General features: G+C 70.5%; 16 protein-coding genes, 1 pseudogene and 1 riboswitch. Of the genes and pseudogenes, 3 read left to right on the forward strand and 14 right to left on the reverse strand.

The features are described 5' to 3' along the window. Positions 1-71 precede the first annotated feature (71 nt). The 12 genes and pseudogenes from ACZ6RC_RS11170 to ACZ6RC_RS11225 form a co-directional block, all read right to left on the reverse strand. A complete protein-coding gene (locus ACZ6RC_RS11170) occupies positions 72-518 on the reverse strand; it encodes a hypothetical protein (protein WP_453610896.1) in 447 nt (148 codons plus the stop codon). Positions 519-613: 95 nt separating this feature from the next. Then, positions 614-1066, reverse strand: coding sequence for a hypothetical protein (locus ACZ6RC_RS11175; protein ID WP_469581098.1), 453 nt, complete (start codon positions 1064-1066; stop codon positions 614-616). A 67-nt stretch (positions 1067-1133) separates the two neighbouring features. Beyond that, positions 1134-1493 (reverse strand): hypothetical protein, encoded by a 360-nt coding sequence (locus ACZ6RC_RS11180; RefSeq protein ID WP_453610902.1) that lies wholly within the window; start codon positions 1491-1493, stop codon positions 1134-1136. 134 nt (positions 1494-1627) lie between these two features. After that, complete coding sequence (locus ACZ6RC_RS11185) at positions 1628-2680, reverse strand: AraC-like ligand-binding domain-containing protein (RefSeq protein ID WP_469581101.1); 1053 nt, start codon at positions 2678-2680, stop codon at positions 1628-1630. Positions 2681-3003: 323 nt separating this feature from the next. Continuing rightward, a pseudogene (locus tag ACZ6RC_RS11190) lies at positions 3004-3189 on the reverse strand (tyrosine-type recombinase/integrase); the annotation flags it as partial. A gap of 521 nt (positions 3190-3710) precedes the next feature. Beyond that, a complete protein-coding gene (locus ACZ6RC_RS11195; protein WP_469581104.1) occupies positions 3711-4682 on the reverse strand; it encodes a COG1361 family protein in 972 nt (323 codons plus the stop codon). 140 nt (positions 4683-4822) lie between these two features. Continuing rightward, the gene (locus tag ACZ6RC_RS11200) at positions 4823-5383 is read right to left on the reverse strand and encodes a DUF7676 family protein (protein WP_469581107.1); all 561 of its coding nucleotides are present in this window, start codon (positions 5381-5383) and stop codon (positions 4823-4825) included. Then, the gene (locus ACZ6RC_RS11205) at positions 5380-6129 is read right to left on the reverse strand and encodes a (2Fe-2S)-binding protein (protein ID WP_469581110.1); all 750 of its coding nucleotides are present in this window, start codon (positions 6127-6129) and stop codon (positions 5380-5382) included. Before ACZ6RC_RS11205 ends, ACZ6RC_RS11200 begins: the two co-directional genes overlap by 4 nt. Further along, positions 6123-7193 carry an ABC transporter ATP-binding protein gene (locus ACZ6RC_RS11210; protein WP_469581113.1) on the reverse strand — a complete coding sequence of 357 codons (1071 nt, stop codon included), beginning with the start codon at positions 7191-7193 and terminating at the stop codon, positions 6123-6125. The genes ACZ6RC_RS11205 and ACZ6RC_RS11210 overlap by 7 nt, the downstream gene beginning before the upstream one ends. Continuing rightward, positions 7190-8293: an iron chelate uptake ABC transporter family permease subunit gene (locus ACZ6RC_RS11215; protein WP_469581116.1), complete on the reverse strand. Its 1104-nt coding sequence runs from the start codon at positions 8291-8293 to the stop codon at positions 7190-7192. The genes ACZ6RC_RS11210 and ACZ6RC_RS11215 overlap by 4 nt, the downstream gene beginning before the upstream one ends. Beyond that, positions 8290-9507: an ABC transporter substrate-binding protein gene (locus ACZ6RC_RS11220; RefSeq protein ID WP_469581119.1), complete on the reverse strand. Its 1218-nt coding sequence runs from the start codon at positions 9505-9507 to the stop codon at positions 8290-8292. Before ACZ6RC_RS11220 ends, ACZ6RC_RS11215 begins: the two co-directional genes overlap by 4 nt. A gap of 248 nt (positions 9508-9755) precedes the next feature. Next, positions 9756-9946, reverse strand: a riboswitch (cobalamin riboswitch). A 213-nt stretch (positions 9947-10159) separates the two neighbouring features. Continuing rightward, the gene (locus tag ACZ6RC_RS11225) at positions 10160-10630 is read right to left on the reverse strand and encodes a hemerythrin domain-containing protein (protein WP_469581121.1); all 471 of its coding nucleotides are present in this window, start codon (positions 10628-10630) and stop codon (positions 10160-10162) included. 437 nt (positions 10631-11067) lie between these two features. On the opposite strand from ACZ6RC_RS11225, the gene ACZ6RC_RS11230 reads away from it, so the two are divergent. Then, positions 11068-11742, forward strand: coding sequence for a YoaK family protein (locus ACZ6RC_RS11230; RefSeq protein WP_469581124.1), 675 nt, complete (start codon positions 11068-11070; stop codon positions 11740-11742). 310 nt (positions 11743-12052) lie between these two features. Here the strand turns inward: ACZ6RC_RS11230 and ACZ6RC_RS11235 are convergent, their stop codons facing one another. Continuing rightward, positions 12053-12229 (reverse strand): hypothetical protein, encoded by a 177-nt coding sequence (locus ACZ6RC_RS11235; RefSeq protein WP_469581127.1) that lies wholly within the window; start codon positions 12227-12229, stop codon positions 12053-12055. A 63-nt stretch (positions 12230-12292) separates the two neighbouring features. Between ACZ6RC_RS11235 and ACZ6RC_RS11240 the strand changes: the two genes are divergently transcribed. Both ACZ6RC_RS11240 and ACZ6RC_RS11245 read left to right on the forward strand, forming a co-directional pair. Further along, on the forward strand, positions 12293-12532 hold the full coding sequence (locus tag ACZ6RC_RS11240) for a hypothetical protein (RefSeq protein WP_469581130.1): 240 nt from the start codon (positions 12293-12295) through the stop codon (positions 12530-12532). A 537-nt stretch (positions 12533-13069) separates the two neighbouring features. Then, on the forward strand, positions 13070-13858 hold the full coding sequence (locus tag ACZ6RC_RS11245) for an IclR family transcriptional regulator (protein WP_391134463.1): 789 nt from the start codon (positions 13070-13072) through the stop codon (positions 13856-13858). 159 nt (positions 13859-14017) lie between these two features. Here ACZ6RC_RS11245 and ACZ6RC_RS11250 read toward each other — a convergent pair whose 3' ends face one another. Next, complete coding sequence (locus tag ACZ6RC_RS11250) at positions 14018-16288, reverse strand: FAD-dependent oxidoreductase (protein ID WP_469581133.1); 2271 nt, start codon at positions 16286-16288, stop codon at positions 14018-14020. Positions 16289-16501: the final 213 nt, after the last annotated feature.

The following is a 16501-nucleotide window of genomic DNA, read 5'->3' on the forward strand; positions in this document are numbered from 1 at the left end:
CCCTGGATAGAGTGGATGTGCTGTGGTGGGGCGGAATTGGCCTCCGCCCCACCACGGTCATGGGCCGGGGATCAGGAGTCGTAGACGGTGCCCGAGCACTGGTTGCCGAAGCGGTGTCCGCCCATCACGTCATTGGCGTTCTGACCGCCGCTCAGGGTGATGTAGGCGAAGTTGGTCACGGAGCCGTAGTTCGCGATCTTGAAGCAGGGCCCCATGAAATAGGGCGCGCGGTACACCGAGATCCTGGTGTCCACGTCCCAGTTGTCGAGCGAGCTGACGTTGAAGATGTAGTTGTCACCCGCGTAGAGCGGGATGTTGGGGGTTCCGGGGTAGGTGACGTTTTCCCAGTTGTGGAGGGAGTTGTAGTCGTCCCGCTTGTATCCGGTGAAGTCGGAGTCCGCGTAGAGGCAGGCGTTGTCGGGGGTGCAGGAGGCCGCCTGCGCGGGCGCGGCCATGGCGACTCCCGCGGTGAACAGGGATGCCGCGGCGACGAGCATCGCCGAAGTGCGTCGAATCATGAGTGTTCCTCGTTTCGATCCATGCCGAAATGACGGCCGTTGAGGGTCGGTTGACGTGTTGTGGTGGGGCGGAATTGGCCTCCGCCCCACCACGGTCATGAGCTGGAGTCGTAGACGGTGCCCGAGCAGTGGTTGCCGAAGCGGTGCGAGGCCATCACGTCGTTGGCGTTCTTGCCGCTGCTCAGGGTGATGTAGGCGAAATTGGTCACGGAGCCGTAGTTCGCGATCTTGAAGCAGGGCCCCAGCCACTGGGAGTGGTAGTACACCGAGACCCTGGTGTCCACGTCCCAGTTGTCGAGCGAGCTGACGTTGAGCGGACTGTTCTCGTACCAGTAGAGAAAGGCGTCGGGGAAGCCGTCGTAGTTGGTGGACGCCCATGAGGAACGGGAGTTGTAGTCGTCCCGTTTGAGGCCCGTGAAGTCGGAGTCCGAGTAGAGACAGGCGTTGTCGGGGGTGCAGGAGGCCGCCTGCGCGGGCGCGGCCATGGCGACTCCCGTGGTGAACAGGGATGCCGCGGCGACGAGCATCGCCGAAGCGCGTCGAATCATGAGTGTTCCTCGTTTCGATCCATGCCGAAATGACGGCTGTTGCACGGCGAGGGAGCGGAGGGCGGGGTCAGGAGTAGACGGTCGTCCAGTCGCCGCTCTGCTCGGTGGGGACCCACACGATCGTGTCGCCGTAGTACGTGGCGAAGGAACAGGAGTTGTTCTTGTAGAAGGTGACTCTGACCTCCCCCTTCCACCACCAGCCGCTGATCCAGGTGTCCTTGCTCGGCGTGCTGAAGCAGCCCGACACCGAGTCGCCGTTCTGGTTGTAGCCCTCGACACGGATGGAGTAGACGACGGTGCTGGTGTCGTGGAAGCGGAGCTGCTGGCCGTTCGATCCGGCGAACGACTGGCCCGCGGAGCCCAGCACTCCGGCGAAGGCCAGGGCAGCGGCCCCGACAGTGGTGGCGACCTTCTTGCGCACGCTCATTCTTCCCCCATGAGATGGATCTCGGACGCCGCCTCGCAGAACGGCGAGGGGCATGGAGACGCGGCTGTCACAGGCCGGTGCCACTGTCGATGGCACGCCGGGCGTCGGGCCGGGTTGTTGTCCCATGGCACCGTTCACGCTGTGGCGCTGTCTCCAGCGGAAAATGTAGGCCCGAGCGGCGCTCGGTGGTGTGCATGACGTGCCGGGTTCCTGTCCTCTGCGTGCCGCGGGCCGGCCAGGGAGAGCGCACGGTGCTCGGAAGGGGTGACCCCGAAGGCTTCGCGGAACGCCCGGCTGAACCCGGTCGCGCTGGAGAAGCCCCAGCGGACCGCGATCGCCTGAACGGGCTGGCCGCTCAGTTCCTCGCACGCGAGGTCGGTGTGGGCGTGCTCCAGCCGGCTCTGGCGGATGTGTGCGGCGACGGTCAGGGGCTGGTCGCCGAACAGGCGGTGGAGACCCCGCATGGACATGTTGTGCCGATCGGCGATCACCTCCGGAGTCAGGCCCGGGTCGCCGAGATTGCTCTCGACGAAGCGGTAGATCCGCTGCAGCACCTCCTGTGCGCGCGCCTCGGCAGGCGCCTCGCCAGGGTCACCGAGCCGCCGCGCGAGAAACGCCGTGGCCAGGTCGAGAGCGACGGACCCCATTCCGCGCAGCTCTTCCGGGCGACATTGCGGCCCTCGTGCGAGCAGCGTCTTCAGGAAGTCTGCGAGGATCGCCCCTGACCCCACATCCGTGGCCAAGTTCCGCGCGAGGAGCCGGTCCACCCGGTCCGGGCTCAGCCCCAGCGCCTGACGGGGGATCTGCAAGACCACCGTCTCGATCCTCCCCTCTGCGCACACCCCCTCGCTCGGTCGTGAGGTGTCCGTGAGCACGATTCCCCCCGCGACCACCGATTCGTTGCCGTGCTGGGAGATCCGCACCTCACCTCGAGTGACGAGTCCCAGATGCAAGCGCTCGGGATCGTCACGCCGGATGTGAGTCGAGGTGCGCCGCGAGAGCACCGGCGAGCAGGCCACGGTGGACAGCCGCACCACCCCGAGATCCAGGTCCGTCATGCTCGCCCGGAAGTCGGCCGGGTTCCGGGTGCTGAGCGTGACGGGCATGACAGTGCTGGACACCGTCTCGCAGAACCAGTCGAACCCGTCCTCGCCTCCGACAGCATCCGGCAAAGCCAGCAGATCCATGCGATCCCCCACACCTCGTCGTGACGGCGATTCAGCCCCTGACCGGCTTGTCGCACAGCCACGCTTCACCACCGACACGTGATTGGTTGTCAGACGCATATGGCTGCCAGAGGTGCGGCGCCAGCAGCCGGCGTCCGGCAGCATGAAACCACCGCTCCACCGGCCGTTGCTCGCCCTGACCAGGATCCGGACCATCCTCGGGCCACGTCTCTCGCCTGAGGCTCGAGGGCATCCGTTCCTGCAGGTCAACGGGGGCGTGGTCCCTGCACCACCAGCAGACCAAGAACCTGCTGTTCTCCCGATACGTTGAAATCAGGCCGCTTCCAGAGGCCGGCGTCCAGGATCCGGGCGGCCTTGGTAATGCTGCCCGGCATCAGGTGCCGGCAGGTCCGGTACGTCTCCTCGACGGACTTGTGACCCATCCACTCCGCGACGTCGGTGATCGGGATCCCGTTGCCGAAAGCGTTCGAGGCAAAGCAGTGTCGGAAGCCGTACGTCCCGACACCGTCCTCCGGCGAAAAGGCCCTAGCCTCGCAACTCCCCGGAACCGGACCGCCTCCGCCCGGTCGTAAGACTCGGCCCCGTCGACCGCGCGTCTCCCTCCCGGCCGGGGCCACCGCGCGAGTCCTGACAGCCTCGCTCGCCGGCCATTTCCGCTTTCCGGGGCTCGTGGTCCATGGGGGCGCAGGCCGGCCGTGGGCCGGTCGCGGGTAGCGGCGGTGCTGCTCGCCGAGTGCCGGACAGCGCCCAGACGACCCGCACCCGGGGCCGCGCCAGAACACCCGGGAGCTATCGGCCTGTCCGCGCGGGCTGACGGCTTCAGGTCCGGTCAGCTCAGAGGGGCGACCCTCCAAGTCGGCGGTGCACCAGACGATCCAGCCGTCCGCGGGGTGCAAGCCGGAACTCGTGGCAGCTCATGAACTTGACGAGGAAAGCCGTGTACGCCTCAGTGCTCCATGCCCCGAGGGGTGAGCAACGGTCGCTGCGCCGCACGTTGCATGGGCTGCATGCCGTCCGGCGGGGGCGGAATTCAGGCGCGGTGCCGGGTGCGTCGACGTACGGCCACGAACGTGGCACCGGCCAGGGTCAGCGCCACGACCGCGCCCGCGATCGCCGGCGTCGGAATCAGCTTGGTGGGCTTCGACCCCGGCGCCGTGCCGAACTTCAGGGTGAGGTCGGCCGCGTCGTTCGCCGGGTTCAGGTCGGGCACGTTCTCGGAGTGCAGCCGGGCCCCCACGGTCCGGGACGTCCCTGGGGTCGTCTTCGGGAGGTCCCAGACGAAGGGAAACGACCGGCTCTCGCCCGGCTTCAGGTCGCCCGACGGGTCACAGGTGAGTGAGGCGGGATCGGGCCAGCAGCTTTTGTCGTAGCCGCCAGGGTGGGATGAGTCCCCGTCCGCGCCGACCTGGAAGGGGAAGCCGGTGGCGGTGCCGGGGCCGTGGTTCGTGACGACGAGCGTGGTCGGCACGGCCTGGCCGGCGGGCACCGGCCCGGACGGTCCGGTCCACGTGAGCCCGAGGTCCGCGGGGGCCTGCACGGTGGCCTTCTCCGTCGTGGTGTTGTTGGCCGCTCTGGGATCGGCTGTGTCGCCGATGTCCGCGGTGGCCGTGAACTCCAGCTTCGTGCCCGGCGCCAGGTCCGCGGCGAACGCGACACGGAGATGAACCCCGACCCAATCCGCCGGGCCGCTCTTCACCGCCGTGCAGGTGAGGGTCCGGCCCCCGGCTGCCGGGACGCAGCTTCCTCTGTCGTCGTCGATGTGGCCGTCGAACGTGACGCCCTCGGGCAGGGTGAGCGTCAGGCCGAGGTGCGGGATGGTTCCCTTCCCCTCGGTGCCGACACTGGCCACGAGGCCGACCTTCGTGCCGGGGGCGACGATCGCGCGGTCGAGAGAGGCGTACGCGCCGACGTCCACCGGACCCGCCGCGGGCGCCGCCTGTGCCGCGGTGGTGGTCAGGCAGGTGAGCAGCAGAGCCGCCCCCGCCCCCACCCCCGCTGTCATTCGTTCCCATCGACGCGTCACGCGTACGTGTCCTCGCTCTAGCCGATCAATTGCGAACAGTTGGACGAGCCGACGAGCGGAAAGGTTGCACACGAACAGACCAGACAAACGGGGTGGCTGCCCGGTTCCGTGCAGGAAAGTCAGCCGCTGTGCCGGAACCCCTTGCCCGTGCGGTCCAAGGGGTCGGGGGCGAGGTCGAGGAAGCGGTCGCGGAGGGCGTCCCATGCGGCGAGCCGGGTGAAGTCGGGTGTGTCGAGGAGTTCCTGGCGGTCGGTGAGGAACGGGTTGGGCAGCAGGACGGTCATCATCTGCTCGTCGCGGCCGTTGAACAGACGGGCTCCCCAGCTGACGGGGGCGCCGTCGGAGCCGATGCTGCGGTAGAGCTCGGCGCGGGAGCAGCGGCGGATGCGGCCGAGGTCGGGGCCGGATGCGGTGTGCTCGCCGATGCACAGGTGGAAGTGCCAGGTGCCGAAGTCGACGGTGGCGTAGCCGTCGTTCATGGTGATGGCGGTGGGGGCGCCCGGAGCGCCGACCTCCCAGGCGGCGCCTTCGATGATGGGCCCGAAGTGGATGTGCTGCCAGTGGTCGGTGAAGACGGTCGTGACGAGGTCGAGCAGCGTGGCCTCGTCGACCGGGAGGGGCCAGACGTGCTGGGTGCCGCCGCCGGGGGTTTCCACAACGGTGGGCTCGGGGGTGGTCATGAGGTGATCTTCTCCTTGAGGTCGAGGACGCAGTCGCCGCAGATACCCGCGCCCGGAACGCGGTAGTAGAGGCAGCAGCTGCGGCGTTGGAAGGCGAGCGGCCCGGCGGGAGTGGCGCGATGCGCGCCGGCCCCGGCCAGTGGAGGGCTGTCCAGCAGTGCGCGGACGAGGGGGACGACGGGAACGAGAGGGTGCGGCGCTCGGGCGAGCAGGACGCGGTGGGCTCCGATCAGCGCCGAGGCGGCGTTGCCGCGCAGAGTGTGCGGGGACACTCCGTACGCCCGCCGTACCGTTTCGGCCCACGGGACCAGATTCCGGAGGACTACGGTGTGGTGCAGGGCCGGACGCGGTTCCCGGTCCACCTCCCCGAGGTCGGGAAGCCACAGGTCGAGGGGGCCGGAGGACGGCACGCGCCACCACAGCCGGTCCGGCCCCAGGTCGGGGACGCGGCCGGTGAACGCGGCGCAGGCCAGGGCGATCGACCAGAGCCGTGAGGCGGTGCCCAGGTGCAGGGTGGACGCGGCCACCCTGAGCTGGTCGGCGCCCAGCCGACCGGAGAGGGTCCGTACGCACTCCTCCACCACGCCCGGGACGGCGTACAGGTCGGTCATCGGCCGGAAACCGTCGGCCCCGGAGCGAGGACCGGTACTCCCGGCCCCGGGGCGAGGACCGGTGGTCACCGCGAAGTAGGGGCCGATCGTGGAGATCCGCGCCAGGACGGCGGGGGTGAGGGCCGCGGTCACCATGCCCGTACCGCTCGTGTCAGCTCGCGGAAGCCGCACGCCTGGACCGTCTGGCCGTCCGGTCCGGTGAGGGTGAGCCGGTCTGCTCCGTCCCACCTCACTCTCCTGTCGCCGTTCGGGTCGCCCGGGGCCGCCACGGCCAGCCCCTCCCGTGCCAGGGCGCGTTCGAGGAGCGGGAGCACTTCGGCCGGCGCGTCCACCGTCACGACGGTGCGTGTGGTGCGGCGCAGGCCGAAGGTGCCCGAGACCGGGTCGAAGGCGAGGTGGTCGGCGTCGAAGGCGGCGGCGACGGCGCCGTTGAGGATCAGGTCCTCGGGCGCCCCGGCGTGCACGCGGGAGTCGCGGTCGACGAGCCAGACCGCGTCGGCCACCCGCAGCGCCAGCTCCAGGTCGTGGGTGCTGACCACGACGGTCAGGCCCTTGTCCCGGGCCAGGTCGCGCAGCAGAACGGTGAGGGCGACACGTGAGGGGACGTCCAGGAACGCGGTCGGCTCGTCCAAGAGCACCACCTCGGGTTCCTGGGCGAGAGCGCGGGCGGTCAGCACGCGTTGACGCTCGCCGTCGGAGAGCTCGGCGGCCGGCCGGTCCGCCAGATGCCGCGCGCCCACCGCCTTCAGCGACCACTCGACGGCCGCGTGGTCCACGGCCGTGAGACGGCCGGTGAAACCGGTGTGCGGGTGCCGGCCGAGCCCGGCCAGTTCCCGTACGGACAGCAGCCCGGCGTCCACCCGGTCGGTCAGGACGACCGCCAGCCGGCGGGCGAGAGTGGTCGGCGGCTGGTGCGCCAGGTCCGCCCCGCCGATGCGGATCCGGCCGTCCAGTGGGGGCAGGAGCCCGCACAGGGTGCGCAACAGGGTTGATTTTCCTGCGCCGTTGGGTCCGAGGAGCACGGTCAGCTCGCCGGCCCGCGCCTCCAGGTCGAGCCCCGACAGCACGGCCCGGCTCGCTCCGCGCCCGCGCGGCGACCGGGTCCGGTAGCCGATGCCGAGGCCCTGGGTGGTGAGACCGCCGGGGCGGTCCGGTCTGCCGACCGTGTCCTTGACGGGTTCGGTCATCGTGTCGGTCACGAGGCCACTCCTTGTACGCCGCGACGGCTGCGGATCAGGAACGCGATGACGACAGGGGCGCCGAACAGCGAGGTGACGGCGCTGAGCGGCAGCACGGAGTCCGTGCCGGGCGGCTGACTCAGCAACGCGCACGCCAGTGCGAGGAACGCACCCGCGAGCATCGACGCCGGCATGAGCGCCCGGTGGTCCGAGGTCCCCAGCGCCACCCGCGTCAGATGCGGGACGGCCAGGCCGAGGAACGCGACGGGGCCGCAGAACGCGGTGGCCGCGCCCGCCAGCAGCGAGGTGCCGGCCAGCGCCAGATTGCGGCTGCGTCGCACGTTCAGGCCCATGGTGCGGGCGTAGTCCTCGCCGAGCAGCAGGGCGTTGAGTCGTTTCGCGGTCAGCAGCGCCGCCAGCAGTCCCGCGCCGATGACGGGCAGCATGACCTGGAGGTCGGGCCAGGTCGTGGCGCTGAAGCTGCCCAGGCCCCACATGACGAACTGCTGGGCGCGCTCGGGCCGGGCGTAGACGAGCATCACCCCGACGACCGCGGTCGCCGCCGAACCGATCATGACGCCGATGACGAGGAGGGTGACGGCCGACTTCACCCATCGCGAGAGGAGCAGGACGAGCGCCATCACGGCGGCGGCGCCGAGCGAGGCGGCGATGACGACGCCCACGCGTCCCAGACCGGCCAGGTTGCCGGTGAAGCTGCCGGCGGCGCCGCCGGTGCCGACCACCACGGCGGCGACGCCGATGCTGGCGCCCGAACTCACCCCGAGGGAGAACGGATCGGCCAGCGCGTTGCGGAACAGCGTCTGCATCTGCACGCCCGCCACGGCGAGGGCGGCACCGGCGGCGGTGGCGGTCAGCGCTCGCGGCAGCCGGACCTCTTCCACGATGACGGTCCACCGCGGGTCGGCGGCGGTGCCGCCGAACAGGATCCGCACCACCTCCCCGGTCGGCACCGGGTGGGAGCCGGTCGCGAGGGTGAGGACGAACAGGGCGGCGGTACCGGCGACGAGGGCGAGGACGACGGCGAGGCGCCGCCGCGCCGGTCGGATCGTCGGCGTGGTGTCCGGGGCGGCGGCCGTCGCGGCGGTCAGGTGCGTCGTCACGCCTTGGGCACCAGCTGGTAGAAGGTGAAGGTGTGGCCCTTCGCCCGGTCCGGGTGCATCAGCGCGAAGAGGTCGGCCAGGACCAGGTCCGGGCGCAGCACACCGCGCTCGAAGTAGTCGTTGCCGCCGCCGGGGCCGACCGCCTTGGTGTTCGTCCAGACCGCACCGCCGGTGAGGGCCTTCAGCTGCCCGTACCGGCTGTCGGCCTTCGCGGCGTCGGCGGTGGACTTCCATTGCTGGTCGGCGATCCAGACCGGGGCCCGGCCGCCCTTGGCGTACACGCCCTCGAAGTTCAGCTGGAGGCCGCCGGTGCCCCGCTCGCCCGCCCACGGATAGGTGCCGCCCGCGTCCTTGATCAGCCGGGCGGCGTAGCTGCCGCCGGCGGGCATGGACCAGGTGCCCTGGTACATCGTTCCGGGCAGCACCTCGACGGGCCTGCCCGCCGCGACGGCCTGCGCACCCTTGGCCGCGACCTTCCGGTAGTCGCCCTCGATGGTGTCGAACACCTCACCGGCGCGCTGCTCCGCCCCGGTGAGCGCGGCCATGGCCTTGACCCACTCGGCTCGGCCGAGCGGACTCGGCTCCAGCCATTCGGCGTTGGCGACGACGGCGATGCCGGCCTGCCGCAGCTTGGGGTACTGCGGGTCGTCGGTGCCCTGGGTCATCAGGACGTCCGGCTTGGCGCCGATGACGGCTTCGGCGTCGAGGGTGCGGTCCTTGGCGTACTCGACGACCTCGCCCGCCCGCACCCGCTCGAGCACCTCGGCGGAGGAGATCGCCACGGCGCTCGCGACACCGGTGAGCACGTCCAGGGTGCCGGTCTCGGTGAGCAGCGGCAGATGGGTGGTGGAGGCGGAGTACAGGCTCTTGACGGGGACGGTGACCTGCTGTGCGGACGCCAGCTCACCGGTCAGCTCCGGCTTCGGCGCACCGCACTTGACCAGGACGTACGACGCGGGCTTGCCCTTGGGGAAGGGCTCCTTGACAGTGAGGACCTGGTAGCTCTTCTCGTACCGGAGCGTGAAGTTCTCGGCGTGCTTCACCATGGACTTGACCGGGAAGTAGTCCTTGGCCGGGTCGAAGTCCTCGATACAGCCCTTCCCGGCGGCTGCCGCTTTGGCATCGGCGGGCGGGCCGGAGGCGCCGCCGCACGCGGTGAGTGTGAGGGCCGCGGCCAGGAAGACCGCTGCGGCAGCCTGACGGCGACCGGGCACAAGGGGCCTTACGGACGACAAAGTTGACTCCTGAGGGCATGCGTGGGCAGGGCACACCGGCATGGCGGTGCGCCTGATACGGCGTGCGGGAAGAAACCGCTGAGGGAGGAGGTCGTCAGGACCTGGGGGATCGAGCCCGTGCGGCACGCCGGGCAGGCCGGCTCCGGAGGAGCACAGGCAGCGCGGAACTGCCCTCACACATACGCAGGCACACGAGTGCCACCGCCTCTCCTGGGGAAATCCGCCCCGTACATCGAGGTGCGACGGCGTGAGTCTCCTGACTCGGGATCACAGCTTCTCCGGCCTTCCCACCCCTGATGGGGCGGTGGCCATGGGCGGAGTCGCTCCCCCTACACAGTGGCGGTACCGTGCCGGAATCACACCGGCTTCCTCGTTCCGCCGTCGCTTGTTCGGCGAAAGCATCGCAGAACCGGCCACGCCTCGCCAGACCAACCTCTGTGCGATCAGCCACAACCGGGAGTGCAGCCATCATGACAAGGAGTGTTCATCCGGTGCAGCCTGCGGCGACCGCTTCACTTCGCTCGACCCTCGCCCCTGGGCAGGACGCCGTTGGCAGTGGGGGGTCGCCCCACCCCACTGTCTGCGTGCCGGCACTGCTGACGAGGCGTAAGCGGATTCACCGCTCACCGGCTCATATCGGGCCCAGGACCTCGCCGGGTACGGCTTCCAGCTCGAGGGTCTCGAGCACAGTGAGCAGTTGCCGTTCCTCGTAGCGGAAGTGGTTCTCCATGATCGCGGCGATGCCTTCGAGGTGCTGGTCGAGCTCCTCGGGCGGCGCGGCCCGGTCGACCGCGGCGCGGAGGCCGTTGAGCAGGTAGGCGATCATCGAGTGGTCCTGCTCAAGGGAGCGCAGTACCGGGCGCAGCTGGGGGTGCGCTGCCGCGATGGCGGGGAACAGGGTGCGGTCTTCGCCCTGGTGGTGGGCGTCGAGAGCCGTGCAGAAGCCGTGGCAGTACAGCAGCAGTTCGCGGGTGGCCGCTTCACCGGGGGTGCCGTCGGCGAGGGAGGCGCGGGTCACGGACAGCGCTTCCCGCAATCGGTGGTGCACCTGACGGAGTTCTTGGCTCCAGGCGACGAGCCTGGTCGTCTCGCGCTCAGACACGCGAGAGCGAAGGGTGGGACGAGTACATCGTCGACCTCCTTCGGTCCGGCGCCTCCATGCCTGACACGGTCTGCCACCGGCACGCGACGCTCCCCGTACGGTACCGCACCCGGGCACGGGACGTTACGGCTCGGCGTGAACTGTCCGCCTAGGCGCGCCTGCAGTCCTTGGCGTCGGGTGTCACGGGTTGGGGCCGCGTCCGTTGCGGATGATCGCGGTGCGGCTCGCTGTCGCTGATCCTGCGGTTTTTCACTGCGGTCCCCGAGGGCACGGCCCCCGAGGGCACCCTCGCGACGTGGCGATCGAGTAAGCACACGTGCGGCGTGTGACGTCGAGCGTCTCTTCACCTTCTGCTCCAGTGAGTGAGTGCAACGAACACGAGTCATGAAGGAAGCCGGCGGCTCCCGGGTCAAGCGCGCCTGCGGGGAGGGGCCGCGGTGAGTGGTGGTGGGACGGTCGCACGGTGGCTGTTTCCCGACGGGCACCTCTACGAGCGGTTCGTTCCGTCACTGCTTGTGCTGACGTTTGTCAGCGGTCTGGTGGACGCGGCCAGCTTCCTCGGGCTGGGGCGGGTGTTCGTGGCCAACATGACGGGCAATGTGGTCTTCCTGGGCTTCGCCTTGTCAGGAGTGGCCGGGTTGTCGGCGGCGGCGTCGGCGGTGGCGCTGGCAGGGTTCCTGGCCGGGGCGGCGGCGGGTGGTGCGTGGCGGCGGAAGACCGAGCCTGGAGCGCTGTTCGCTTCGCTGGTCGTGTTTCAGGCCCTGTTGGCCGGGCTCGCGTTTGCCGGTCAGGCAGCCGGCTGGGGACGGTACGCGGTCCTGGTGCCGTTGGCCTGCGGGATGGGGCTGCAGAACGCCGTCGTGCACCGTCTGGGCGTGCCGGACCTGGCCACCACCGTGATGACGCGGACCCTGACCGGACTCGCGGTGGACCGACCTGGGCCCGGCAGCATGCGGCGGGCGGCGTCGGTGGTCGTGCTGGCCGCCGGGGCGCTCGCGGGCGGTCTCGTGCACGCCCACCATGGGGTGGAGGGTGTTCTCGTAGTGGTCCTGGTACTGCTGATCGGCGTTGTCGTGGCCGCCCGTCCCCGGAGCGCTGCGGGCCGTGTATGAGGACGTGGCCCCCCACGTCTCACAGATCTGCGGGCGACTGGACGAGGTCGAGGGCTCCGACCCGCTTACCGCCCTGCGGTTGTTCTGCGCGCTGGATGCTGTCAGGAAGAGCGACTGCACCTCTCGCCGAGCCGGGGCCGGGCCGCCCGGGCAGCCGCGCGAGCATTGCTGCGAGCGGCGATCCTCGCTTGGCGCGCGAGGGCGCCAGGCGAGGAGGGTATGCAGCACTGGCCGGAGTCGGCCCGGGTGGAGTTATCGGAGCAGGTGTCGACCTTCGTGCCGCTCACACGCTTCCGCGTAGCGGCGGCACCTAGTTCCACGGATCGGTGAACGAACGGCCGAGGACCGGCTTGGCGATGAAGAAGTTCACGTGCCCGATGGCGAACGCCTCGTAATGCTCGGCTGCGGCGCGGGCGTTCAGCGGGTCCAGTTCCTCGGCGCGGTGCTCCAGCGCCGGTACGCGTACGGGCTGTTCCAGCAGCGCCACCGGGTGCTTCAGCCGGACGGCTCGGTCGCGTGTCCTGCTGCCGCCGGCCTCGTTACCGTCACCATGAAGAAGATCATCACCGTAGTCGGAGCGGCGCTGTGCGCCGCCACCATCGCCGCCCCCGCACACGCGGACGAGGACTCGAACTTCGGCGGCGGCATCAACGCCGCCAACGCCTGGAACTTCACCGCCGCCGCCGTCTGCCTCCAGGAGGTAGCCGTCGTCCCGGTCCTCGGCGACTGGGTCGGAAACCACGTCAACAACTGCTCCAACGGCAACGTCATCGACCACTCCGGCCGCTGAGCCGCCCCCAGAACGCCTCGGGCCTCGGCTCCCGGCCTGCGCATCTAAGGGCGGGCCGCTACGCACTGGGACGTCTCGGTGGACTCCACCTCCGTACGCACGCACCATCACGCTGCCGGGGGCCGGCAGGCTCCGCCGCCCGTTCCCAGAAGGGGCTCCGCTGCGGCGCTCAAAACCGCTCGGATCCGGGCGGAGCTGGTCGACCGGCTGGCGGGGTGGTGCTGACCAACGCCCTCGTATGAGCTCCGCCGCGCCCAGCGGGCCGTTGTACGTCCCGGCGGCGGCCGCGTCGCGAGTCTCGCCCCGCCGCCTCCCGCCCTCGGTCCTGCCGGGGCCCGGCCCCTCATACGGGCGCGTCGACGCGTCGCGGTTCTGCGGCTAGGGTGCGATCACTTGCACCGTCCCCTGAGGGGAAGCAGCGGACGGCGGGCAGATTGAAGAGATGAACCGTATGGTGCAAGCTGGTTGCAAGATCTGAATGTAGGATACGCCGTAGGCTTCGCAATGCCGTGCGTACGCAGATGAGGAGACCTCGCCATGCCTGCCGAGCAGGGGACCAATCAGAGTGTCGAGCGGGCCGTTTCCGTCCTGCGGGCCCTCGGCTCGGGCAGCACGGAGCGCCGTGTCTCCGACATCGCCGTGGACGCCGAGCTGGGTCCGTCCACCACCTCCCGGCTGCTGGCGACCCTGGAGCAGTTCGATCTGGTGGAGCGGAACCCGATAAGCGGGCTCTACCGACTGGGACTGGGCACGCTGCCGCTCGCCACCATGGCGCTGAACGGCCACCCCGTCCACCGGGCCTCCCGCATGGTGCTGCAGGGACTGGCGGCCCGCACCGAGCTGGGCGCGAACGTCGGCATATTGCGCGGGGCCGATCTGGTCTTCCTGGCCAACTTCGAGGGCAGCCGCACCCCCAAGGCGTACACACAGGCGGGCAGTACCGCCCCGCTGCACGCGACGGCGATGGGCAAGTGCCTGGTCTCCCGCATGACGGGCGACGAGCGCCGTTCGTTGCTCGGTCCGGAGCTGGAGGCGCACACGGAGTACACCGTGACCTCGCACAAGGCGCTGGACGAGGAGTGCGAGGCGGTGCGGCGAGCCGGCTACGCCGTCGAGGCACAGGAACGCGCGCTTGGCCGGTCCTCCCTGGCGGCTCCCGTCCTGGACTCGCGGGGTTCGGTAGTCGCCGCGATCTCCCTGTGGGGTCCCGCCTCCCTGCTCGGAAGCCTCTCCGCGGCCGGAAAGCCGGGGACCGGGGAGTCGGAACTGGTCGGCCAGGTCATCGAGGCGGCGGACGCGGTCAGCCAGGCGCTGGGAGCGCACTGACCGCGCGGTGTCCGCGTGAGGGACGCCCGGAGTGCGCACCCCGCACTCCGGGCGTTCCGGCATTCCCGGACCCGGCCGGCCTGGTAGGCCACTGTCCGGAGCGGTCCGCGACGGCCCGCGGCTGACCGCGGCTGACCGCTCGACGGCGCGCGTGGTGGGTCAGTCCTGGTAGGCCCGGACCGTGAAGAGGTGGGCGCGCGGTGCCCCGTGCGTGGAGTCCACCGTGATCCGCAGCGCGTCGGTCCGCACGAGTGCCCCGTCGTCCAGCCGGTGAACGCGGTGGCGACGCCGGTTGTCCCGCACGGTGACCGCGGTGCGCCACTCTCCCGTCGCGTCCCGTACCTCGATCCGGTAGTCGCGCAGCAGTTGCGGGGCGATCGCGTCCGGCATGCGGTCCCGGTGCAGGTTGATGAGGTACGTGTCCACGTCGTCGTCCATGACCAGGTGGACCGTGCGCAGGTCGCGCGGGGCGTCCCACTCCAGGGCGAGGTGGGAGCCGGGAGCGGGGTCGCCGGACACCCACATCTGCGGACCGCCGAACGGACGCTGGTAGCCGCCGACGCCCTTGCCGGGCGCGAAGGCGTTCGTGGCGGGCAGGGCCCGGAAGCACAGGGACCGGCGTCGCAGCTCGCGCGCGGACCAGTCCAGTACCGCCTGCCCCTCCTCCTCGGGGATGTCGTCGTCGACGCCCGGGTCCCCGTCGACGCGGCTGCGCAGGGCGAGCACGCCCTCGGTGCCCGTCGGCACCAGGTGCAGCGAGGCATGCGGGTCGGCGCGGACGACGACGACCACGTTCTCGGGAACCTCGGGCGCGTGGTGCAGGGCGGCGGTGACCCACGCCGGTCCCCCGGCCGTGACGGGGACCCGGACGGTGCTCAGCACGTCGAGGGGCACGGCGTTCTCGGGTAGCCGCGTGCTCCACAGCTCGACGGTGAGCTCGGTGTCCCGCTCGGCGGAGACGAGCAGTTCCACGCCGTCCAGCGCGGGGTCGACGGGCAGGAGCACGCCGTAGTCGCGGTCGAGGGGACAGGGTTCGGCCGGGGTGCCGGGGCCGGGTTCCGCCGCGAGACGTGAGAGATGGGAGGAGGCGGTGACCCTGGCCGTACGGGCGAGGTCGTCGGGGTCCTCGTTGGAGACGCCCATCACGGAGCCGTCCTGGCGGAGCAGGACCTGCCCGACGAGCCCGGGGGTCTCGGTGGCCAGGTCCCGTGGGCTCCGGCCGTGCCGGACGCAGAGCGCGGCGGCGGTCCCGGCGGCCTCACCGAGGGTGGCGCAGGTGGCCATCACGCGGGTGGCGCCGAAGGCGATGTGGGTGGCGGAGATGTTCCGGCCGGCGAAGAGCAGGTTGCCGACGTTCGCCGAGTAGAGGCTGCGCAGCGGGATGTGGAAGACGCCGTCCGTATAGCGCTGCACCGCGCCCGGACCCTCGGCGTACATCCCTTCCACGGGGTGGAGGTCGATGGACCAGCCTCCGAAGGCGATCCGGTCGTCGAAGCGGCGCTGGGCCAGGATGTCCTGCTGGGTGAGGACGTGGTCGCCGACGAAGCGGCGGTACTCGCGCTTCCCGGGGACGCTGCCGACCCATTCCAGGGTGAGGTTGTCGGCGTCGAACTCACCGGAGTTCTTGATGTGGTCCCAGATGCCCATGATCACGGCGTGCAGCTCGTCCCGGATGGCCTCGTTGTCGTGGACGGTGTCCATCGCACCGCCCCACTCGATCCACCAGTAGTCGCAGCCGTTGTCGCCGGTGCGCAGGACGCGGTTACGCAGGATGGGGGTCTGCGAGATGTCCTTCGCGTACGAGGGCGGGATGAAGGGGACGGCCCGGCCGAGGTCCTTGGTGTAGAAGAGGATGGTGGAGCCGAGCAGCGCTCCGTCCGACACCTCGGGGGCCCAGGGTTCGCCGAAGTCGGCGGCCGACTCGCGTCCGACGCGGCTGCGGGCCCCGGCCAGCTCGCCCAGCAGTCCGTCACCGGTGCAGTCCAGGAAGACCTGGGCGCGGAAGGTGATCAGCCGCTCCGATCCCATCGTCCAGCCCGTCGCCGAACGCAGGGTGCGGTCGTCCTCGGGTCCGTCCGCCTCCGCTTCCCGGACGTCGGTGTTGAGGAACAGGTCGATCAGCGGTTCGGCGCGTACGGCGTCCAGGACCACCTGGTCCCAGTAGTAGGGGTTGCCCTCGGGGTTGCGGTACTGGTTCTCGGTGTAGAGCTCGCCCATGATGCCCGTCTCGCGGGCGTAGCGCTGGACTCCGTGGGCGGTGGCCCCGCAGACCCAGACGCGCACTTCGCTGCTGCTGTTGCCGCCCAGCACCGGGCGGTTGTGCACGAGTGCGACGCGTTGCCCGAGCCGGGCGGCGGCGATGGCGGCACAGACGCCGGCGAGACCGCCGCCGATGACCGCGATGTCGTGGTGGAACTCTTCCTGTCGCATTCTCAGCGGCTCCCTTGCGATGTGCGACGGCGTGCTGAGCCGTCGCGGGGATCAGTGTGCACGCCGAACCTGGAGAATGGAATACACATGCAGAGAATGAGATTGAAGTGCACACAGCCGAGGCGGGGAGCGCCCGTCGCGCTCGCCCGAAGTATGGCCCGTCCTCGCCAAAAGGGCCTCTGGCCAGGGGTGATGAGGTAGAGAAGGGCGTCA

The sequence above is a fragment of the Streptomyces sp. NPDC048353 genome (genome assembly GCF_055587165.1).